This window comes from Pseudomonas sp. RIT-PI-q (genome assembly GCF_001297125.1).
Lineage (GTDB): Bacteria > Pseudomonadota > Gammaproteobacteria > Pseudomonadales > Pseudomonadaceae > Aquipseudomonas.
In genome coordinates, this window is sequence record NZ_LHPC01000026.1 from 56,677 (window position 1) to 77,849 (window position 21,173).

A 21,173-nucleotide genomic window follows, 5' to 3' on the forward strand; every position below is an offset into this window, starting at 1 on the left:
AAACCGGTCACAACGAGGACTTCGAAGCAGCACAGGTTAATCCTTTCTAGGAGATTGTGAGCCAAACCTCAAGGCGGGTACTTCTGGCCTTGGAGCCTTCTTTACCCTGCGCTCGTAGGAATGCCCAATGCGGCTATTTAGTCAACTGCCACGTGCGCGGCTGATGATATGCAGAATTTTTGGAATCTCACCGTAATTTTCGTACCATATAATGTTGACACCCAGCTCCAACATTAACTCTTCATTCAGTGCGTGATGAGTGTCCAGAAACTTTTGCGCGCCCTTGGTGTTCTTTAAAATCGTGCTTTGCTCCCCGTTCGTAACTTCATAGCAAAACTCATGAAGGTCTAGCCGCTTCATAAATGCAAAATGTTTATTCTGTTCAACGCTTCTTGCAGAAATATCAAGGAGTCTTCTCAAATTTGGGTCGGTCATTGACAGGCCGATCATTAAGCAATTGTTCTCTCGCAAGCAATTGAGTTGGACGAGATTTGACCAGTGATATGCGTTTGTATAAATGTGGTGATATCCTTCCTCGGAAAAGACTAATGTAGACTTCTCAAGGGAGTTGTAGTTTTTTCTGTTTTCAGGGAGGAAACCGTGAACATGGTATACGGGTAGTTCTTCAGGGTCGTATGCCTCACTTTCGGTGTAAATGCTACGATGAGAAATGCCCGATGTTGTTAGCTGTCTCTCCAGTAGATCGTCGAAGTTATAATTTACTACGGATTTAACTTTGGCTCCTGTGCGTCTAGGCATGCACATTGTGGCGATTTCTTGGATGAGCGGTGAGCTGATGTTAAAGCTTTTATTTCTGAGTTCATAAAGGCTTTCGGTGATTGCATTTACAAAGTTGTCAGTTGCAGGGGTTTTTCCAGTAAGCCCCTTTCTAATATATCTCGCACCCATAAGTGGGGAGGATTCAGAGACTTTGTTTAGGCGATCAACCATTTCTGGGATTTCAGATATGTTTATTGTTTTGTCAGTGTCAAATTCTTGAGTTAGATAGGATATGAAGAGTGAGTTGAGCAGATTTCCCCAACCTGGCATTCCTGCACTGCTTGAAACTCCGGCGCCTAAAAATAATGAAAGCTGCCCTCTGTCGAAACTGTCTTTCAGATTCTGTACAATAGTGTCTCGTTTTTTGCGCCAGTCTTGCTCTATGGGATTTACTGCGGCCTCTAATCTCAGGGTGAATAAGTTATTGCTTATTTCGTTAGCTTTTGCTGGGTGCTTTGTTACTAATTTATTTAATTCATCTGGCCCCCAAAAAACTATGCGGCAAGTGCTTTTGGAGTTGGGGATCCCAACTCGCTGGATAGAAGCCTTTACTTGATCCGGGATGCTGGTTGCAGATATTATTATTAGTGTCTTGGGGCGAGCGTCGAAGGGTATTGATTCGACTTGTGTTATAAATTTTGATAAGAATGATGATGATTTGTAAAGTAGTCCTTTAGCGTCGTATTTTACTTCAAAGCAGACTTTTCCCCGGTAGTCATCAAAACCATTGGGCGCAATGGCATCGAAAAATGTCAGGGTGTTTCCTATCTCAAGCTCTTTGTTTTGAGTTGATAAGTGATATTTTAATAAGTTTAGTACAAAAGTTTCAAACGAATAGCCTCTTCTTGTGCCTTGTTCGTCAATATTCTTTAGTATACTTTCAATACGCATGTTTCATCCTTGGCGTGAACCTCAAGCGCGTATCTTAGCACGGTGGTGGCTGATGGCTATCTCGTGATAGCTGCTGTAGCCAAGCCGTGAACTATTTGATCTGTTGGCTCTGAGGGGCACGCTGTTCATATTGCAGCCTAGGAAAGACGCTGATTATCCTTGGGCTTTCTACGGAGGTGAAAATGATGTATCTACTCACCCCCCCCCCAGCGAGCTCAAGGTTTTGAGGCGTGCATTGCATCTCACATGTGAACAGACAGCCGTATGTGACAAGCTTCCACCGATTGTCGATGGGTTTTCGCCTCAGATTTGACATCTGAGGGTTGGCTAGGATCTTGCGGAAAATTTTGATAGCGACTTGTAAAAGCTATAGAGGCATAATGCCGCCTTTAATCAAGGCTTTGCTCGCCGTCGCATGATATTCTGGTCTTAACCTTTAAAGTCACACTAGAAGGCAGTATAAGTAAAGATAAAGGTGGTGTTTAATTTATGAAGCCATTAAGGCGGTCAATTCAAAGTAGTCTTCACAATTTTGAGCCACCGGAAAGCGATCAGGAATTTGAAGATATTTGTCGAGATCTTTTCGAGTTAATCTTAAAAAGTCGTGCTGTGGGAATACATAATAAGATAAGTCCTGGGTATATAACCTACAAGGGTGCTAGTGGTGATAAGCAGTTTGGCTTTGATGTAAGGTGCAAAACGAGCCTAGCTGTGGCCCAGTGCAAGTTAGTCAAAGACTTATATCCAGGCGATTTGGATGATGAGCTAATCAAGTTAAAAAAGTACAAGGGAGTCGTTTCACATTATTTTTTCTTGATATCAAACGATAGAGTAAAGGCTTCACTTCAAGATTGGGTAGATGACAGGAATAAAGAAACAGAAGAACAGGTAGGTAAGGATAAGCGCTTTCCAGTTGAGCCCGGCGTGCGTCTCCCATGGTTTCACATTATGGGGTGGACTGAGATCAAGAACTATCTATTAGAAAGCACATTGCTATCGCTAAAGTGGGGTGCGCTTCAAGGGGCTGTCAATAAATTTTATTATTTACCAGGCTTTGATGCTGAAAAGCTCGAGAGTGCAATTGATAATATTCGGCATGGAAGGGTTGGTCAGCCATGTTCTATGTCAATTTCAGGCGGAAGAAGTTTAACGGATCGACTAGAAGTGGCTGATATCTCAAGGATTGGGCTAGAGTCTAAAATTCATATTTCCACACTTGATGGTATCTGTGAGTTTGTTGGGTTGTACGATGAGAATCTTCGCATTGCGAAGACGCATCGAGTCGCATTGCAGAAACTCGACTCTGAGGATCTCATAGTTTTCGAGGAGGGATTGAGTGAGCTTAATACTCTTGCCTATCACTCTGCGAGAATATGCGCCCTGCAATATCTGAAGCAGGCATATCATGCGGCTCGCGCCCTAAAAGATATGTTGATGTTAGATGAAGATCATTTTAGTGCGGAGGTTATGGTGGAAGATCACGATATTGGAGTTTCAGAAATATCGACAGGATACTTGCTTTTTAACTTCGATGCCCCTGATGAAATTCATCCGCCTTGGTACATTAACCCACAGTCCGCTCAAGAGTCAGCATCAAGACTGGTTAATGAAATACAGAAGTTTCGCTCACTCACTGTAGGGTGAATGTGGGCGCTTGCAAGCCTCCGTCCTGGTGTTTCCGTAGCATCCGAGCTACTTACCATCCTTGGTGAGCTCGACGACCAAGAGCGAAGTGGCGCGTCCTTTAGCGATAAGCCACTCGAACTCACTGAGGTTCGTAATTCCGTCTCAGTGAGGCATCCTCACTCCTGTATCGACATCATTTTTTAGCAGACTATTCCGCAGCCTTGGAGGGAGCGTTTCCATCGGGCAAGCATCGGGTCGACTAGGTTGCTTGATGGGCCAAACGCCTCGGACTGGGACAAATTCCTGTCTAAGTGGGAAGCTGAGATGCGGCATTTGGAAGCCCACACGGCATGGACTCGTCAGGGCAATCGGTAAAAGTCATATAAGAAACCAGCCGGCTCTAATGTTTTGCCAAAGGTACATCGGAAGACATTAACCAGGTACTCACAGGAGATGAGGGAATGAAGCTATTTCTGGACTGCGAGTGCACCCCGCTCGACAGAGACACGAAGCTAATCTCGCTGGCATTGGTGTCCGAAGCCGACCACGAATACTACGTCGAGCTCATAGACACGTACCTGACGAAGGAATGAAGCGACTTTGTGATTCATAATGTCCTGCCTGAGCTTAACCTACCTGCACCTGGGCAAACCCTGATCGAAGCTCAAGCATCACTGCTCGCTTTCTTGAGCAATCTTGAAGGCCCTTTCGAGATTTGCTCGGACGCTCCGGATTGGGACTGGGATCTCTTCTGCCAGTTGGCCTACGTAAATCACCGCTGGCCAGCCAACGTTAAACGACTTACTGCTGATTCACATCGAGGTGCGGAGGATGGCTGATGATCTGAGTAGGAATGTCGCAGTTCATGTACCTCCGGCGCAGCTGGTATAAAGCGCAATTGCAATACCCAGGCAGGTCAAGAAAACACCTCAACCAGAGATTTCATCTTGTCAAATAACTCATCAAAAGTGACGATAACTACACTCGAGTTAGCTCGAAACAACTCAAATGAGGCGCGCTGACTAGCATCAAGGCCTTCAGCTGCCAAATTTCCTACTATCACAAAGCATTGAGGGTCAAAAACTTCAATCTGGTGCACCCCGGCATGTCTTACCGCGTAATAATTTCTAGATAGCTCATTGCGATACCCTAAAACTTGAATCGTAGACCCCACCACATCCTCGGAAACAGCAAAGACGTTCGACCGATATTCTCTGCCGAGTAGCCTAGTTGCAGGAGTTTTTATCTCAACTAAAACAACATTCTTAGTGCTCTCCTTTCCATATATGAAATCTATGATTTTACCCCCGGAGTTGTCTAAGCCCTTGCCTCCTACATAGGCTTTATCAGCGATCTGGACTAGGCATTCTGGGACTATCTGAGCTAATAGCTGAGGATTTTTCTTAAAAAGTTTATGCCAAAACTCCTCGTCACTGACCGTTGAGCTTGCCTCCCAAATAGCTAGGGCCTGATGAAAAACTGAGGTGCCGCCAGTAGGTTTCAAGGTTGTATTTACAGAGTCTTTTGGAAAGCCAGTATCCTGACTAAGCTCATGATCCGAACGAAATTTTTTTAAAACTTCAGCAGAATAAAGCTGCGGATCAAAATCTACAATCCTATGATGCTGCGGACACAGGACAATTATATTGTCTTGAGAGTAGATGATATCGGCTTTAGCTTTTTCATCATATCTGGCACTCCCCGGTGCCAACGATCTTATATGGCAAAATTCTAAAGAAGGTATGCCAAGGTTATTCGTGAGAGGGGTCGCACAGCCGGGGAATGAACATCGATATCCAGCCCTCAATAGTAATTTCTTTTTGATATTAGCTGCTGAATCCTGTCGCCATTCCATTTAGCACGTCCTTAGAAGCAAGTATGAAAAATTCAAAAAAGAAATCCTAATTAAATATCAAGAGTTAAAGCTAAAAATCTCACTGAGCATACATCTATAAAGGGGAACAGTGCCATCCCCTCATTGGCATGCTGCCGAGTTGTACCAATATATTCAGGAGATGACTTCCGATGAGGCCAGCATGTGGCAAGGGATGGGAATCAAAAATGAGGTGGGACTGATTACTAGAGCCAATAGCGTGTGAGGCTGAAGCGGATATAAACCGGAAGCAGGTGATTACGCGGCCCAGTATGCAAGGCAGGCGGAGCGCGGCATGAAGTCCGAAGGGCCGAGACGCAGGCTTTGCCAAGGCTCGGTTTACGACAGCCATTCCCCGCAGGCGCACTCACGAGAAATGCCCTTGTGAGGCGCGGTGGCAAGCGACTGGGTTGAGCGGGGGAAATCCGATGCGTATTACAGGCGATGACGATACAGCGCATTGCGATCTTCAAATGCCCACCCGACTCTCAACAGTGTCTTTCAGCGCATGCAGTAAGAGCTTGGTACGTCCATTGATGTTGTCAAACCCACCAACCTGGAACTCGTGGTGGCCTACACATTACTGAGTATAGGCACTTAGCTAGATCATCATAGGAGGACAGACGCTAGGGCCAGCGTACTAGCTGAAGCTCCTTGATTCGTATCGCCATCGCAATATCCGAAACCCCAAATTGAACCGAAAGTGGAATCAAATTACGGTTGTTGAACCGGGCACACCTTGCCAACGAAATCTCTCGATCAAGCGAATCCCTTTCTGCGTTCAAAAGCGACCATGGATCTGAAGGGTTGAGGTGGTAACAGGTGGTATCAGTGAAGGGGAAGGGGCCCTTCATCTGAAATTGAGCAGCAAAAGCATCTAGTAGAAGTCGGGCTGGTATCAAAAAACACGCCGCAAAGTAATCAGCCTCCCTTTCCTTGGGAGGGCGACTTTGTCCTCGTGCCGATCCGTCCAAAGGCTTATCACGATGCATCACCTCATCTTCATGAAGCACAAAGTGACCGACCTCATGAGCGCCGGTGAACCGGATCACATTTAGTGGGAATTCGGTGGAAACTGCTATGCGTCGAATCGAGCGATTCATTAAACCAGCAGCCTTGAAGCGCTCTCCCTCTCGCCCGAACAGTGGAGAGCCCAGGTCTGGAAGGAGCTGGTAATCAAGTCCTAAAATATGGGCCGCGACCTCAGGTGCCAGCATCTGAAATGGCGTCAGGTGTCGGTTTGGCCATAAGCGTTCTTGATTGTCCCAAATTTCTTTATGAAGACGATGGGCTGTTTGCTGGATGCTTTCACGATTCATAGCTTTTTACACCATATGATGTGCTGCTCTTGCAGACTAATCACCATATGTAGTGTTGTCAACGACCTGTAATGCCAAGGTGATGTCGGGCTAAAGACATGAGTGGGCTGCCGGTGCTCGTGCGCTGGATACTCCAGCCCAGAACCCATCTCGGTGCTTGTTCTGTTGCGATCCAGACTACCGGCTACCCTAGCTCAAGGTTTGCGTACGCAGCCACGCTTCCACTTTTTGCCATCGGCCAACCTTGGAAAGCTGTGACCTTGCTGTATCTAGAATCTCAAGCAGTCGCTGTCTTTCCGCACGAGATGGGAACCAATCATCAATCTCGACGCTGCAGAGGTTGGACTCGCTCAGTGCCCATCTCACAACCATGTCCGCAGCAGCTCTGCAGTGATCCGCCATGTACAGCCGCCGTTCTTCAACAGACCATCCACGCTTTGCTAGCTCATCGGTCACGTCGATGATGCCAAGGTCACCAAAGTAGGCTGCGGTGTCAGGATAATGGATGCCTGCCAATGACACTTTGGTCTCGCCGGATTCCCGATCAAAATAGGAAAGGAAATGCCACCCACCCGTGGTGCTTCCTGGATGGGGGAAATTGATGGCGGCTTTGCCTGTTATGTAGTGCTTGCGCGCGACACGTTTGAGGTCAAGGTCGAAGAGCGGCTGGGCCATGTAATTAATATCCGAAAATGAGATTGGGTACTTCAGAGGCGTGACAATAGCTCTTCTAAAGCGCTCTCAAAACGTGCTCAAGCGTCTGATGTTGGGCCGCTGACGCTGCTAGTGGTGCAGTCACCTGCGGTACTGGCACGGGCTGTCGAAGAAAGGTCTCCACATCTCTACTTCGGTCAAATCTGTGTTCTTGGAGTTTCGCGTGGGGGATCTGCTGCTGGCCTGATTTCACCTGTCGGACGCAGTCGAAATCGCAGCCCTGTGGACGATCTGTGCATTCTTTGAAGGTCTAGGAGGCCAAAATTGTAACAAGTCAGAAGATTGGTGCAAAAAAAGGCTTCCGCACCAGTTGCTAAAATACTATCTTAATCACTTTGTGCCATTACGGTGTTTCGTTGAATTTCGTTGTCTTGAGGATTTCATGGACGAAAATTTTGAATATGATGCGATATTGATCGACACATCGATCTTTGATGCCAATGGTCTCAGGCTGGAAAAAGGGTTGCTGAGCAAACTTAGCCAGTTCAAAAGAAGTCCAATTGAGATTATATTTCCCGACGTGATACGGGGGGAAGTGAAGGCTCACTTGGCGAAAAAAATCAAAGAATCTAGAAGCGCATTAGAAAAAGCGATCAATGATGCTGGCGATCATCTGTTCTTGAAGGAGGACAGGCTGGCGAAAGCAAAAGAACTGATCGCAGAAAGCCTTGATGTTGATGCGCTGGCGGAGATGCGAATTGCAGATTTTATTGAAGCGGTTGGTGGTACAGATTTTGAGTGTGGGAAAAATTTAGAAATCTCAGCGCTACTTGAGAAGTATTTCAAAAATCTTGCACCATTTGCCGAGAGTGGAAAGAAAAAAAATGAATTCCCAGACGCTATAACGCTGCTTGCTGTTGATAATTGGGCTGCTGCCAATAATAAGCGCGTACTGGCGATTTCACAGGATGGGGATTGGAAAGCCTACTGTGAGGCCTCTAAGTATATGGAGTGCAGTGAGAGCCTTTCTGATGTGCTCACAGCCTACAACAAAGCGAATCCCGTGTACGGACTGATTGGCAAGCTAGAGAATGCCATCGAAGCCAATGCCGCTCAAGATTTTATCAAGGAAGTGGAGAGTAGGCTCGACTCTGTCCTAGATGATTTCACTCCCAATCAAGACGCTGACTCTGCTTTCTATTGGGAGCCTGAAGGATGCTCTGGCCGTTTCAATCGATTTGAACTATCTACTCCGCAGCTCCGCCTTATTGAGCACGGAAATGGTTTTATAGTTTTGGAGTTGGATGCTGAAATTACAGTAGATGTAGAAGGGGAGTTCTCCCTCTCTGTTCATGATTCCATAGATGGTGACAATGTGCCCATTGACTCATGTACAGTAGAGGTTGAGGAAACCTTTAATTCGAAAATATTGGTGACTTTGGCTGCTGAGTTCGGAGATGGGTCTGAAAACCTGGAGATCAGTGATTTGGAAGTGGAAGATGTCGAGGTTGTGAGCGTCCCCAAAACGATCCACTTTGGTACGTTGGAACCGTTTCAGGACGAATACGACTGATTATCCGCTGAGTAGAATTGGAGACCCCCATGCCAGTCCGGCGTTAGGGGTTCTCCAGCGCATTCAAGCTGTAGAAAAAGCAAATGGGGAAGTTGAATGCCAACACTCGGAGTATCTAGGGAGTGAGGATGGACATCAGCACTGCTAGGACGCTGACTCTTTAGGAACGGCCTGGTTCACGACTGTCGACACATTGCGGCGCGTCCAGCATCTGATCCTGTGACTCACGAGGCTCTAAGCATCCGCTCAAGCGTTTGATGTTCCCTCGTCGGCAGCAGCGCTATTGGATCAGGCCACGCCGGACTCCCGATCAAAATAGGAAAGGAAATGCCATCCACCGGTGGTGCTTCTGGGATTTGGAAAGTTGATGGGGGCTTTGCCTGTTATCTGGTTTTCTCGGGAGACGCGTTTGAGGTCAAAGTCGAAGAGTGGCTTGTTCATGGGCAAGCTTGCCTCCACGGTTAGCTTTGTTAAGCCTGGCGTTGGGCGCTGTTCACTAACCGTAAAGGGGCGATAGGTACGTTCAACATGAACTGATTCTTCACCATCTCCGTGCTCAAGCCGGCAGCAGCGAGCACGCGATTCCACGTCGCGTAGTCCAGTAAGTCGATTGCGCGCTGAACGAGGAGGGGGGACTCCATCGGAATCAACTCGTCAAACTCTTCGCTTTTTGTAAACCCTTTACGCGCTAGGTAGGTAAAGCCACTCTTCGCTTGATCGGCAGTTAGCAGATCCAATGCACGAGCCCGATAGATTAATGCCTTGAAGCTCACCTTCCAGCGAAGCTTTAGCTCCTTGAGCGCTGGCCAGTTCAGGTACTTCCCTCTCATGGTCGGAAACTCCGCAGCGAAGCTTGCTCGTGGCATCAGGAGTGCGCTGGCGAACTGGTTGGCTTGTTCCTCAGTCTCACGACACCCTGTCTCGATTCCTTGGTGCATGACTAGATGGCCTAGCTCATGGGCCAAGTCAAACCGTTGCCTTCCAGGGTTGGCCTTGGATGTATTGCGAACGATTAAAGGACGCTTGTTAAAAAGAGAAAAAGCATCAATTCGGTCATCAGCGTCTGCGAGGTTGACCACCAGAACGCCAATCTTCTCTGCGAGCTTTGTCACACTTGATAGCGGGCCTAAGCCTAATCCTTGTTCCCTGCGAAATCGCTCTGCTACCAATTCAATCTTCCCTGCACCGGAGACAGGTTCATCAAGGGCAGCGAAGTCCATGACAGGAAATGCGACCTCTTTGTCCAGCTCATCAACCAGCAACTCGAACATTTCAACTTGAGCGGCGATGGTTTTTTTGAGAGTAAGGGTCGAAGTTCGAACGCTCCGGAAATGGCATTGCTCTAGCTCGACGCCACTTTTTCGGGGGGCAAAGAAAAAGCTTTCCCTAACACTAAGGACTTCGCAAAGCCGCTCCAGTTGATTAGGGGAGGGTATCGCGTTGACCTCAAGTTTGTGCGCGTACTGCCTGGTAACGCCAAGTAGCTCACCAATCTCAGCAAGGGATCGCCCCGCCGCACACCTAGCGAGGCGGAGCTTGTCGGGCGAAAATTCATCACCCAGAGGCAGGAAGCCTGTCGTGTTATTCATCTTTCGAGTCAGTATCTTTCATTTCAGTCTGTGCGACGTCTTTGTCGCGACGGGTTGGCAGCGAGTCAACAATCTCTACGACCGGCGACAGCGTGGTCGTGCGAACCGAGACCAAAGGCTCGTAGTTGTGAACCCATTTGCAGATCACGTTCCGGTTCGTGTCGAAACCCAGGATCGAAACTGTCAGGGTCGGCCCATCTGGGTTGCGGTCACTGTCTACGTATACCCGCCAGGTGAGGTTTCCATCGTTGGCTGGCCCGAGAAGGCTGTCGTGATATCGCTCAACTTGGTTTTTTTGTAAGCGGTGCCCTTTCTTACGAAGATCAGGGTCATCAGTCACGAACTGCATCAAAACTCCATCGACGCTGACAGTGTAATCCAAAGTTTTGTTGACTAGACGAAACCAAGGGAGGTCACCCTCACGTTGGAGGCGTATGAAGCGACCATGGATGCGTCCATAAGGAAACACCCCTCGCGTCCAATTGGTGTCATCGTCTGTTGAAGTAGCCTCTAGTGCCTTATACGCAGCGTCCAAGAGGTTGTTGAAAACGACATCGAGATGGGCTCGGCTGAGCTTTGGCTCAAGCTCGCTTGGATGCTGGAATTCTGGCATTTGACTCTCCGAAAAGCGTGCAAATTCTAAGTAGTGTCAACCGGCATTTTTGTGCATTTTTTATCGATTGTCAACCAGCTGGGTGTAGGCGTTACTGTGATCGCTCTGCCCGTGATTGGGCGCGTTTATCAGTACAGTCAGGACTTGATTGAGGGCGACTCGGTCACTCTGGATAGTCCCGATGGACGAGCTGATGGCACTGAGCTATGTTCGCTTGCAAGATTAAGCGCGAGACCGCGCGATGGCTCAGGAAAGGAATCGGCGCGATGATTTACCAATGCAATGGATGCAATAGGACTACCTTCGAGACAGCGTGCCCATGGTGCATGGGCTCCCAGGTGTCGCCATCATCAGAGATCACGTTGCGCCACCTTACGCCACTGGATCCTTCCTTTTATCCCGATTTTCAATACAGATCCAAAGGCTTGATTCAAGACTTTTTCGGGAAGAAGAAAGAGCAAGCCCAGCTCAACGATCTTCTGAACAACGTATTGAGAAAATACTCCGAGCTAAAGCAGCCGTACTTCACGAACTTCATTCACACCACCCGTGAACGCGCAGGTAGCAGCGATGACGCAGGCGTACCCGGCCCACGGTTGGATGGTGTGTACAGCGAGAGGGAATTGTTCAGGGAAGTCTTGATTCGCAAAGGCTTTGACGAGCTTGAAGGGCTTCCATCTCTTCTGGACAAGCTGTTACAGACCACCGCCTTCAACTCTGCCTACCTGGGCTTCTCCAGAGAGTTGACGCGACACATTCGAACTGAACTTGCCGACACCTTACGTTCTTGGATTGAAGAGGCAGGAACGACCTTCAGGTCTGACTTGGCCTTGTTCTATTACTACCTGTGGGAAAATGACGTAGCTTTCCCCAATGTTCAATTCAATCCCCAGGCGGCTTCGACATCTGGTGTGCCACTCCTCCCGCTACCGGTTTTTCGGAATGGCCTGAGCCTGTGCGAAGAGATTTATTTCGATATTCTCGTCGAGCGGCTGGGATCTCAGCTAGAGCATTTTAATCCGAATCAGTTCATCACTATGTACCTGGTGGATGCCATGGATGGGTTTCAGTTTGAAGCCTTCTTGGTTGAGATCTTCCAGACCATTGGCTATGACGTCAAAGAGACCAAGAAGACGGCTGATCAAGGCGCCGACCTTTTCGTTACCCGATTCGGTAAAAACATGGTCATCCAGGCTAAGAACTACTCTGGCTCTGTAGGAAACGCGGCTGTGCAGCAAGCCATCTCTGCTAAAGCGTTCTACGGGTGCGACGAGGCTATGGTGGTCACGAACTCCTATTACACAAAGTCTGCAAAAGAATTGGCCGGCACGGCGGGCGTGCGGCTGATCGACCGGGATGGGCTTCAGAGTTATCTGGATGATTACAACCAGAAGCTCATTGAGGCCTTCCAGGCCGAGGAAGAAAGCGCCTAATCTTTTCCATAAGCCTAGAAGGAATTATCCATGGCTCGAAATGTGTTCTTCAGTTTCCACTTCGCTAACGACTTCTGGCGTACTCAGCAGGTACGCAATATCGGCGCTTTGGAAGGGCAAAAGCTCTATACCGCCAATGAATGGGAGGAGGTCAAAAAAAAGGGTGACGCGGCGATTAGGAAATGGATCGACGATAGCCTGGTCGGAAAATCATGTGTAGTTGTCCTCGTGGGCTCAGAAACCGCTACCCGGCCTTGGGTATTGGAGGAGGTCATCAAGGGGTGGAACGCAGGAAAAGGCGTTGTCGCCATTCGGATCAACCGTCTTTTAGATAACCATCAGAATACCTCCGTCGCTGGCTCTAACCCCTTCGATGCCGTCACGCTAAAAAATGGCACGGTGAGGCTATCCGGCTATGCGAAGCTGATGACTCCAGCGGGGAACGATAGCAAAGAGGTTTATGCTTCCATCCAGGCCAATATCGAAAGCTGGATCGAGGACGCCATTACTATTCGTAAAAATTACAAACCTTAAAACCTCACTACTCGTCCGTATGGGTGGTTTAGCTTGCCAATTGCACATATAAGAGCCCGATATGACCAAAGTGGCCATGAATCGTTTTCTCACCGAGTATCCTGACGCTTTGAATGATGGGCTCGGAGCTGTATTTATAGGCGCTGGTGTCTCCATGGCTGCAGGCTACCCTTCGTGGTCGGGCCTACTGAGTGACATCGCCGATGAGCTGGAAATCAATTCAAGAAATGTACACGACCTCGCCGCTCTTGCTCAGTGGAGCATCCAGGAAAGCGGTGGTGCTACTCGTGTTCGCAATGTCATCAGAAAAGAGATTGGCCCAGACAAGCCTATTCCTGAAACTTTGGATATCCTCGCCCGACTGCCTGTCAGGCATATTTGGACGACTAACTATGATCGGCTCGTGGAGCGCGCCTTTGCGGCCATTAGCCGCCCGCTCAACTCTATTTCCGCCCCAAAAGATCTTGCTCTAAGAACCACCCCTGGCGCGGCATTGCTCTACAAAATGCACGGTTCGGTGGATCGTCTCGACGATATTGTGATATCCACAGATGACTACGAGCTTTTCCGATCCCGGCGTGGCCAATACCTCCCGCTATTCCAAGCACATCTGACCAGCATGTCGATGCTGTTCATCGGCATCAGTTTCACTGACCCAAATGTTAGACATGTGCTTTCGTTGATCAGAGAAAGTTTCACTGAGTCGCCCCCAGAACACTTTGCCATCGTCAGAGCGCCGAAAAGATCAGATTTCAAAACTAAGGATGAGTTCTCAGCAAGGCTCGCTCAGCATAATCTTTGGACTAAAGACCTGAAGCGCTATGGTCTGCTTGCAGTAGAGATTGATAACTATGACGAGGTGCCCGCTCTCCTTCGGCAGATCGAAAGGCGGGTAGCCGCGCGCAGGATTTGGGTAAGCGGTAGCTGGCCACTTGAACACGGGGGCACTGAACCGGCGAATATTTATGCCTTGGCCGAAGAAGTTGGCCGCAAGGTAGGTGAGACCAATAGATATCTGGTCACGGGTGCTGGCTTATTGGTCGGCTCTGCTTCTCTGTCTGGCTTTCTTGCTGCTTTGCGCAACGGTGGAGGTTGGGATTTAGATCGCCGACTGATCGCTAGACCGTTTCCTCAGCCACTTAAGGGAGGAGTTCCCAAGGATAAGGAGTGGGCTGCCCTTCGTCAGGAGTTAGCCCGCCAGGCGGGTATTGCGATTTTCATTGGTGGTGCAAAGTTAGTTAATGGCCTCCCCATACCTGCAGAGGGAGTTGAACGAGAGTTCGAGTTTGCAAAGGCCGCTGGCGTTTTCGTTCTGCCTATTGGTGCTACAGGCGGGGCTGCCGAAAAAATATGTAACCAGCTTCAAGGTTCAGCACTTTCCTACAAGGGGAGCTCACCGATGCGACCTACCGATAAGGAGCTAAAAGCTCTGGCAGATACTAATGCTTTAGCTACCGCAGAAGGCCGGACATCCTTGGTGAATCTAGTATTTCAGATCATTGATAGGGTCGCCCGTGTTGGTTGATATCATTATTTCAGGAAAGAAGTATGGCTCGTAATGTCACAACGGAGGAGCTAAGAAATATCTCCGCTAACAGCTCTCAAGCTACTCGCGATCACGTATTCAAATCTTTAGCAGCCACGGCATCGATGAGTACGTTTCTATCGCACTCCAGTAAAGATAAGGAAGTTCTACCTGGCGCGATTCAGGTACTTCAGAATCATGGGGCTTCTGTGTACATCGATGAAATCGACCACGAAATGCCACCTTACACATCCGAGGAAACAGCAGCTTTACTCAAACAACGTATTGCGCAGACGAAAAGATTCGTGCTCCTTACTACTAAAAACAGCAAGGAGAGCCGGTGGGTGCCTTGGGAGTTAGGCATCGCTGATGGAGCGAAGGGGCTCTCAAAAATTGCAATATTTCCAGCCTCGGATTCTGCATACGATGATAGCTGGGTCAGCTGGGAGTACCTGGGCCTGTATCAAAGAGTCGTGTGGGGCTTATTGCAAGGACATCCGCAAGAGCTTTGGATGGTGCTCGATACAAAAGCAAATACGGCTGTCCCGTTGAAAGACTGGCTAGCGGGGTACTGACCGAACCTCGTTGGCATGGTGTGCCCAAGTAGATTGTGCCTGGATGAGTGCTGGCGAGAAACGCGCAGAAGATCAAAATCAAATAGCCGCACGTTGCGCACTAGCGACCTCAGACATTGGAGCCCCTAGAGTCGTGCTAAGCCACAAAGCCTCACAACGCGAGGCTGAGCGGAAAAAGCACAACTACGCACACGTCCATTAGGTGAGCGTCGGACGGAAGAAGCGTGGCGGACGGCGTCGGTGCAGCCGCTCATCGAAGAGAATACATCCCAAGCCGCTGAGTAATGCGAGACCTCCACCTATACCCAATGCGACCAGCCCCAGACCGAAGGTCGCAGGCACCTGCCATCCAAATGTTGAATTCAACCATTGAGGCATCAGCCCAAAAACTCCAAAGGCGATCAACGCGCCGACTAACAAGCCCACCTTCATGGCGTTATCTCTCTCTTTCGCAGTAGAGCCGCGAATTACTTCCGCCCTACAGCCAAGACAGACATGGTTTTCCAGCCCGACGAATGACTTACAAAATGGGCAAATCCAGCCATCCTCCTGCTCTTCATCATCGGCTGGCAATTGCCTTGGTCGGCCTTCAACTTCATCGTTGGCTTCCTGCTCTGCGTCATGCTTCCAACTGAGCAACCGATGTACTGAATACCGCTTGGGGTCTACATCAATCATCCGGGCACAATTTTGACACAGCCAAATACCATTTCTTATTGAGCTTCGCTCGTCCGGTGTCATTGACTCATCAAACCGGGGGCCGCCATAAGCAGCGGCTGTAATGTGAGCGCCGACGCCGATCCGAGTTGCCTTTTCAGGGTTGAAATTGGGGCCAGTTGTTAACTTTCTGCAGTCAGGCGCGGAGCATCTGTTTCCGGCTCGTTCTTGGAGGGTGCGAATCACCTCACGCTTGAACTCATCTCTACCGTTCGAGGACGTCAAATGTCTGTCTCTTAAAAGGGGCATTCCAGCCATGCACAGCTGGATTTACCTCAGGTACATTAGGTGCGAAGCCTTTGGCTCCGAAGTGGCAACAACCTCTGCATGCGGCTAATACCTGGGCGCTGAGTGCCGAAGGCAAGCCTCTTTAGAGGTCATGTGGAAACCACAATAGTGGCGCATAGGCATTACTGCAAGGCAGCCTACGACGCTACCTCTGGCATGAGGCGCACTCGTTCATAAGCCGCTGTAGTATCAGATGCCGCTGGAGTGAATCTTTGCTCCTGACTCGACGTCAGGCTGTTGAGGGTGGAGGTTACATTGTTGCTGGCTTGGAGCTTGGTAACCCTCCGCAGGGGCAAGCTGAGCAGGCAGCCCTTGGGCGGAACGCGTCAGACTGCGAGTAGCTTGGTTCACGACGCAGACCTGCAAGGAGCGTCACCTTTTAGTTTAATCAAGCACTGTGAGGGCCATCGGAGCGAACGTAAGCGCCTGATCGCCGGCCCTGAAGGACATCGCAATCATCACCTCGTTACCTTTTACAAGAGCGATGTCACAGGTGCTCGAGACTGTTTCGCTGATGGCGGAAACTTGACTAATCAACGTAAGCATGTACGAGGCTACCAGCTGTCTCACCTGATCAATAGGATAAGAATCGAGTGCTGCAGTCACCACACTCTGTAGCTCGGCTTGCAACTCTTGCGCCTGCTCCAAGGAAAAACCGCCAGGGAAGCACATCACTCTTCCCTCGGTTAGCCCGCATAAGGATTCGGCGCTGTGATGCTGGTGGAAGTAGACGAACCGAGTAATCGCCTGATCATTTACCACAGTCGGATATGTGAACATCCACGAGGTCTCGGCTAGATCTGCATGAAGGCGAGGGCTTTCGGCATGGAACTCTGAGAACGAGTCGCGGGTATGCAGGATCAAGTCCAAGACATCATCAGGGCTATTGAAACCGTGGTCTCTAACATACGATTTGACGGGGTCTAGCATCGCCACTGAGCCTGCACCAGTGATGACGCCAACTTTAGTCCTAACAATCTTTTCCTCGTTGTCACCGTGAGGGATTTTCACGCCGTCTTGGGTGATTTGGGTGACACGCTTGTCAGCCGCGATGATGACCTCATCACCTAGATGAGCAACCAGGATACAGGTCATGAATTCCCTCTCTGTTCATGTGAGCCAGGCCGGCGAAGCCGAAGGCGTGGATGTTGAGGCTTCTCGGGTCAGACATGGCTTGGTTCACTACAGCCAACCCAGCAAGGCGTTCACCATTGGATATGGGTTTCAGAGCGCATTCAGCAGGTTCTAAAGCGTTTGGTGCTCCCACACAGATAGCAGCGCAATGGGATTTGTGCCAAACCGATCTCCGGAGTTGAATGACCAGCGGCGTTCATCCGGGCTCACACACGCTTCGCAGTAGTCGAGCTCATCACAGTCGTTGAAGATCATAATGCTCTACCTGATAGCTACATTGGTGTCCTCGATGCATTGATGTAGTCTGAACAGCCCAGAGGGAGTCCAATTTGATGATCGAACAGCTCTTCAAAGCGCTACATCACTACAACGAAGCATACCGCGAACTGATCAACGAAAAAGCGATGCGACACACGCCTGATCACGGCGACTTCGAGGTCTTTATTCAATCTGCGCTCAAGCTTACAAAGCCTGAAGACTGGGGCTTCATTTGCTCATCGATGGACATTATCAACGACAGCCTTTTAGGCATTGAGCATTTTTGCAAGTATGGCCTTGATGGCCCCACGAAGTATGACGACTTCGGGGAAAAATACATCCGCTTGTATGGCGTATTGAACGCCACGTACATCCAGCAACAAGCCCTTCTCAACCTACACCGGATTGCAAACGTCATGAACCTTCGTGACATTGAGAGCAAAGTGGCAAACCTTCAGGTACGTGAAGTCAGGAATAAACTTGGCGCGCATAGTGTCGATTATGCTAATCGCGAGGCCGGAAACACTGAAAGCTTTGTTCCAGTTAGATTTACCCTTTCAGGTATGCGCTGTGATTACTACAACAATACAACCCTGCAACATACCGAAGTAGATCTAAAAGTCATTCTTGGTGAACATGTAGAGCTAATGAATGATATGTATGATGCCATATATCGAAAGTCGGTTGGCACAATATATAAAACTAACAAAGACAAAAGAGAAGAGTTGCTAGAGAAAATTGACGATGCCAAGGTACTACGAAATGGCGGCATCGTCATGAGAACACCTGACGGGAAAAGAATATTTATCACAGCATTCGAATCAGATAAGCAGGATTAAATCTCACAAGCCCTTTGAGGTGATAGAGGTAAATCTGTCCAGCACCAGGTTTACCTCTCTATCATATGATGTGTCGTCTGTTGCCTCGAGAAAGCCAATCATGATTGCCAGGGTAGGTGACACACAAAAATTAGCTGCACGAATCACCTCATCTTTTGTAGCTGGCCCAAACCTATAACCACTCCAGGTATTACTTTCTTTGTCGGAGACTATATAGCGTTTTAGCGAAGAGGCTGAATAGTGCATGGCATCGTCAGAAAGATGCTTGTACATAAGGTAATTACTAGAGAGTGAAGACAATTCGGCAATATATTTCCACTTCAAGTGCTTCCCCTTGTCTCCAGATATCCGCTCATCCATCGCTGCTTCAACGTCGGCAGTTAAAGAGTAGCTGCCTTCTTTCAATGCTACAGCCTGACCCCGCTTTGCAGCTACGTTGTCGTGTTTTAGTAATGGGATAAATGTATCAGGATTGTCTACCAAGGCGCCGATACAAAATGAGTTTTCATAAAGACACCTAGCCATGATCCTTGCTTCTACTACCATGCCTCTTTCAAGGTTCATAATAGCTGACTGAAAATTGCTCAGTGACCTCAGGGCAGAGAACATTGTGAGCACCTTCACATCCATGGTATTGCCATGATGCCTTTCAAATCCTGAAATAACTATTTTCTGCAGGAGCTGGTTGATATCCCTGAGCAGAGAAAACCACTCTGGATTTTCTCCAGTAACATGATCAATCGTTTCCTGTATGTCGCGAGTCAAAAATCCATAGATGCTAAATCCGGTATCCCCTGTCGCTTCGGTGCTCAAATCGATCTCCCTGCCTGGTGATTTCATAATCAGCTAGGTTAGCAAAAGCTGAGGAAGGCGTGGCCTGTATTCAAGCATTACTAGGCAGATGCTCCCTTCTTCCTGCGGATCAAGCGCAATGTCGGAACCTAGCCACCCAGTTGAGCCGGGGGTGGGGTCGTATTAACAGTGGTGGTAGGTGATCAGGATGATCGGGATTGGTTGAGTTGTAGGTACGGTAGGTGGAACGATGCCTACAGTGATGTTGACGGCCAGAAGAATGATGTTGAGAAGATCGATGATAAAGGTGAAGACTTTGGACATTATGTTTTCTCATAGTTGTCCTTTATTTAGTGTCGTCATCACCAAGCTGGCCATTCAATTGAGCCTTTTTTTGAAAATAAATTAAACTCCATCCAAATTGACTCAAAAGAATTTTGGTAAAGCCCTCGACGCTACGAATTTGTTATACACATCCTGTGCTATCGTGTAATTTATAATGTGCCAACCGTGTGCAGTGGGATAAATAAAGCTTTTAATCTCAATCGGGGTAAAGGTAAAGTTTTCAGGCAGTCGTAGCTTTTTCTTTGCAGAGGAATCTGCGGAATTACACTGTTCGCAAATTATTACCGGGGCGAATCTTGCGGCTGCAGCTCCTTGAAAGGTATACATCCCTCCATAGGCATCACTGGCATGATCATGATGTGTATGAAGGCCAACAACCCAACCTTCAAACCGTGATGGGCTTTTAGGAAACCTCATAGTCCAGCGAAGCAACTGGAATCTAGTCCGGTTGCAACACGGGCACTGCCAATCCTCGGTTAAAGACTTATATTTCTGCTTGCAGTGACCGCCATCAAATTCCAAATACTCAATTTGTGTTGGAAGCTTTCTGTCTCGATTACGGAGAATAGTAGCTTCGCGATCTTTGTTGCGTACCTTGCTACCATCGCAAGCTATGCAAAACTGGTTTATCAGGAAGTCTAGATGACAGCTGCAAGTAGCGTCGAAAGAACTCATTTCGCCTCCTTTGACCACATAGCCCGATTGCTATGTGGTCAAATTGTAGATCAGCTTGGCATATCGTTCTGGGGGCCTTCATCTCGCGTCTCCACACGTCATCCGGCGACAATACTACCTCACCTAGCGCTGCCATGGATCATGCCGGGACTTCTCTGACAATGTCCCCCTTGATCACGTATTGGTTTTTCACGTACTCACCATCATCACCAGGGGCTTTATCGACAACGATCATGCCGTGCGTAGCGAGGATCGATAAGCCGTCTCTTAGAGAAGTCCACTGCACAGCAGCCCTATTTCTCAAGTTCTCGACATTGATGCTCGAGATCCTCGCTTGATTCGGTCGGACGATCAGTAGCACGGCGTAGATCTTAAGCGCCGCAAGCGCCTTCTCCCCTCGGCGAGAGATCTTCGGAAGGTTCTTAACAACCTCTTTGTTTGGGATTTTGTAGTAGTAGCCGTCCTTTTCTGCCTCGAAATGTGGGCATGCCAGCGTGTACTCGGACTTGAGCTTGCCTCCACCAGGCTTGTGTCGAATCCACCCCCGCGCTTCCACGTCAACCAAGGCCTGGCGAACCATTGGCCGGCTTAATCCTGTGCGCTCCATCAGCTCGCTGACAGAGGAGACGACTGTGTATGTCTTCGCCGTAGGGGTCATTGTCGCCAGCGCGAAGACGACACGAAGCATCGCCTGAGACCGACCTGCATGAGCCCCTCCTCGAAGGAGCGCAATTTCATCAGACCACCATGCCGGCACTTTCGACCAGGGCCTCATTCCTTGTCCTTCTTTTTCACTGATTCCAGCACTGATAGAGCTTTCCAAGCTACGCCGAATGCTGCGAATGCCAGCAAGGCGATAACTCCCGAAGGCCCGCTACTTACAATCTCTTTAGCTAATTCCAACATGGTTGCTAACCCTGCTTACTCTACGTTGACTCCTTTGTACTTCAAGGCGCAGGGTCGCTTCTAGAGAGGCCTATAGTTTCGAGTTACAGAAAATACGTTGTATATCATGTGGTTAAAAGATTATTTAGAGCTTTTCAGGGGGCAATGAGAGGTATACGAATTACCCCTAATTTACTCCTCATTACCCCCTTGAGCGACCCGTGAATGCCAAAACTGGTATTACTATGTCACTCC

21 protein-coding genes and 1 pseudogene are annotated in these 21,173 nt (G+C 48.8%); 8 read left to right on the forward strand and 14 right to left on the reverse strand.

Annotation, left to right across the window (positions count from 1 at the left end; genetic code table 11):
* Positions 1-141: 141 nt before the first annotated feature.
* Positions 142-1,671 carry an SIR2 family protein gene (locus AEQ67_RS11625; RefSeq protein ID WP_059404005.1) on the reverse strand — a complete coding sequence of 510 codons (1,530 nt, stop codon included), beginning with the start codon at positions 1,669-1,671 and terminating at the stop codon, positions 142-144.
* A 489-nt stretch (positions 1,672-2,160) separates the two neighbouring features.
* On the opposite strand from AEQ67_RS11625, the gene AEQ67_RS11630 reads away from it, so the two are divergent.
* Positions 2,161-3,315: a hypothetical protein gene (locus AEQ67_RS11630; RefSeq protein ID WP_059404006.1), complete on the forward strand. Its 1,155-nt coding sequence runs from the start codon at positions 2,161-2,163 to the stop codon at positions 3,313-3,315.
* A gap of 898 nt (positions 3,316-4,213) precedes the next feature.
* Here the strand turns inward: AEQ67_RS11630 and AEQ67_RS33715 are convergent.
* The 3 genes from AEQ67_RS33715 to AEQ67_RS11650 form a co-directional block, all read right to left on the reverse strand.
* A complete protein-coding gene (locus tag AEQ67_RS33715) occupies positions 4,214-5,152 on the reverse strand; it encodes a Shedu anti-phage system protein SduA domain-containing protein (RefSeq protein ID WP_082377818.1) in 939 nt (312 codons plus the stop codon).
* 644 nt (positions 5,153-5,796) lie between these two features.
* Complete coding sequence (locus AEQ67_RS11645) at positions 5,797-6,489, reverse strand: ImmA/IrrE family metallo-endopeptidase (protein ID WP_059404008.1); 693 nt, start codon at positions 6,487-6,489, stop codon at positions 5,797-5,799.
* 189 nt (positions 6,490-6,678) lie between these two features.
* Positions 6,679-7,164: a hypothetical protein gene (locus tag AEQ67_RS11650; RefSeq protein WP_059404009.1), complete on the reverse strand. Its 486-nt coding sequence runs from the start codon at positions 7,162-7,164 to the stop codon at positions 6,679-6,681.
* A gap of 421 nt (positions 7,165-7,585) precedes the next feature.
* Between AEQ67_RS11650 and AEQ67_RS11655 the strand changes: the two genes are divergently transcribed.
* Positions 7,586-8,716, forward strand: coding sequence for a PIN domain-containing protein (locus tag AEQ67_RS11655; RefSeq protein WP_059404010.1), 1,131 nt, complete (start codon positions 7,586-7,588; stop codon positions 8,714-8,716).
* A gap of 288 nt (positions 8,717-9,004) precedes the next feature.
* On the opposite strand, the gene AEQ67_RS35955 is transcribed toward AEQ67_RS11655, so the two are convergent.
* From AEQ67_RS35955 to AEQ67_RS11665, 3 genes are read right to left on the reverse strand one after another with little or no spacing between them, the layout of a single operon-like run.
* Positions 9,005-9,157 carry a hypothetical protein gene (locus AEQ67_RS35955; RefSeq protein WP_177333642.1) on the reverse strand — a complete coding sequence of 51 codons (153 nt, stop codon included), beginning with the start codon at positions 9,155-9,157 and terminating at the stop codon, positions 9,005-9,007.
* A gap of 29 nt (positions 9,158-9,186) precedes the next feature.
* Positions 9,187-10,305 carry an XRE family transcriptional regulator gene (locus tag AEQ67_RS11660; RefSeq protein WP_059404011.1) on the reverse strand — a complete coding sequence of 373 codons (1,119 nt, stop codon included), beginning with the start codon at positions 10,303-10,305 and terminating at the stop codon, positions 9,187-9,189.
* Positions 10,298-10,918 (reverse strand): hypothetical protein, encoded by a 621-nt coding sequence (locus tag AEQ67_RS11665; protein ID WP_047739260.1) that lies wholly within the window; start codon positions 10,916-10,918, stop codon positions 10,298-10,300. The genes AEQ67_RS11660 and AEQ67_RS11665 overlap by 8 nt, the downstream gene beginning before the upstream one ends.
* 266 nt (positions 10,919-11,184) lie before the next feature.
* Between AEQ67_RS11665 and AEQ67_RS11670 the strand changes: the two genes are divergently transcribed.
* From AEQ67_RS11670 to AEQ67_RS11685, 4 genes are all read left to right on the forward strand, one after another.
* Entirely contained in the window at positions 11,185-12,351 is a 1,167-nt protein-coding gene (locus AEQ67_RS11670) for a restriction endonuclease (protein WP_059404051.1), read from the forward strand.
* 30 nt (positions 12,352-12,381) lie between these two features.
* Positions 12,382-12,885 carry a TIR domain-containing protein gene (locus tag AEQ67_RS11675; protein ID WP_047739259.1) on the forward strand — a complete coding sequence of 168 codons (504 nt, stop codon included), beginning with the start codon at positions 12,382-12,384 and terminating at the stop codon, positions 12,883-12,885.
* Between the two features lie 61 nt (positions 12,886-12,946).
* Positions 12,947-14,410: an SIR2 family protein gene (locus AEQ67_RS11680; protein ID WP_047739258.1), complete on the forward strand. Its 1,464-nt coding sequence runs from the start codon at positions 12,947-12,949 to the stop codon at positions 14,408-14,410.
* A gap of 23 nt (positions 14,411-14,433) precedes the next feature.
* Positions 14,434-14,985, forward strand: a complete 552-nt coding sequence (locus tag AEQ67_RS11685) for a toll/interleukin-1 receptor domain-containing protein (protein WP_059404012.1) — start codon at positions 14,434-14,436, stop codon at positions 14,983-14,985.
* A 198-nt stretch (positions 14,986-15,183) separates the two neighbouring features.
* Here the strand turns inward: AEQ67_RS11685 and AEQ67_RS36145 are convergent, their stop codons facing one another.
* On the reverse strand, positions 15,184-15,663 hold the full coding sequence (locus AEQ67_RS36145) for a hypothetical protein (protein ID WP_059404013.1): 480 nt from the start codon (positions 15,661-15,663) through the stop codon (positions 15,184-15,186).
* Between the two features lie 711 nt (positions 15,664-16,374).
* Positions 16,375-17,085 carry a hypothetical protein gene (locus AEQ67_RS11695; protein ID WP_047739256.1) on the reverse strand — a complete coding sequence of 237 codons (711 nt, stop codon included), beginning with the start codon at positions 17,083-17,085 and terminating at the stop codon, positions 16,375-16,377.
* On the opposite strand from AEQ67_RS11695, the gene AEQ67_RS35850 reads away from it, so the two are divergent.
* Positions 17,084-17,239 (forward strand): hypothetical protein, encoded by a 156-nt coding sequence (locus AEQ67_RS35850; RefSeq protein WP_160310732.1) that lies wholly within the window; start codon positions 17,084-17,086, stop codon positions 17,237-17,239. The genes AEQ67_RS11695 and AEQ67_RS35850 overlap by 2 nt on opposite strands.
* Here AEQ67_RS35850 and AEQ67_RS36680 read toward each other — a convergent pair.
* A pseudogene (locus AEQ67_RS36680) lies at positions 17,236-17,385 on the reverse strand (DUF7693 family protein); the annotation flags it as partial. The gene AEQ67_RS35850 and the pseudogene AEQ67_RS36680 overlap by 4 nt on opposite strands.
* Before the next feature lie 71 nt (positions 17,386-17,456).
* On the opposite strand from AEQ67_RS36680, the gene AEQ67_RS11700 reads away from it, so the two are divergent.
* Positions 17,457-18,221 carry a hypothetical protein gene (locus AEQ67_RS11700; RefSeq protein ID WP_059404014.1) on the forward strand — a complete coding sequence of 255 codons (765 nt, stop codon included), beginning with the start codon at positions 17,457-17,459 and terminating at the stop codon, positions 18,219-18,221.
* Positions 18,222-18,224: 3 nt separating this feature from the next.
* On the opposite strand, the gene AEQ67_RS11705 is transcribed toward AEQ67_RS11700, so the two are convergent.
* The 4 genes from AEQ67_RS11705 to AEQ67_RS36485 all read right to left on the reverse strand — a co-directional run bounded on the left by AEQ67_RS11705 (position 18,225) and on the right by AEQ67_RS36485 (position 20,939).
* Entirely contained in the window at positions 18,225-19,034 is an 810-nt protein-coding gene (locus tag AEQ67_RS11705; RefSeq protein ID WP_059404015.1) for a DUF5677 domain-containing protein, read from the reverse strand.
* A 405-nt stretch (positions 19,035-19,439) separates the two neighbouring features.
* Complete coding sequence (locus AEQ67_RS36150) at positions 19,440-20,033, reverse strand: hypothetical protein (protein ID WP_236710307.1); 594 nt, start codon at positions 20,031-20,033, stop codon at positions 19,440-19,442.
* Positions 20,034-20,172: 139 nt separating this feature from the next.
* Positions 20,173-20,721 carry a GntR family transcriptional regulator gene (locus tag AEQ67_RS11710; protein WP_047739251.1) on the reverse strand — a complete coding sequence of 183 codons (549 nt, stop codon included), beginning with the start codon at positions 20,719-20,721 and terminating at the stop codon, positions 20,173-20,175.
* Positions 20,722-20,804: 83 nt separating this feature from the next.
* A complete protein-coding gene (locus tag AEQ67_RS36485; protein WP_258347475.1) occupies positions 20,805-20,939 on the reverse strand; it encodes a hypothetical protein in 135 nt (44 codons plus the stop codon).
* Between the last annotated feature and the right edge of the window lie 234 nt (positions 20,940-21,173).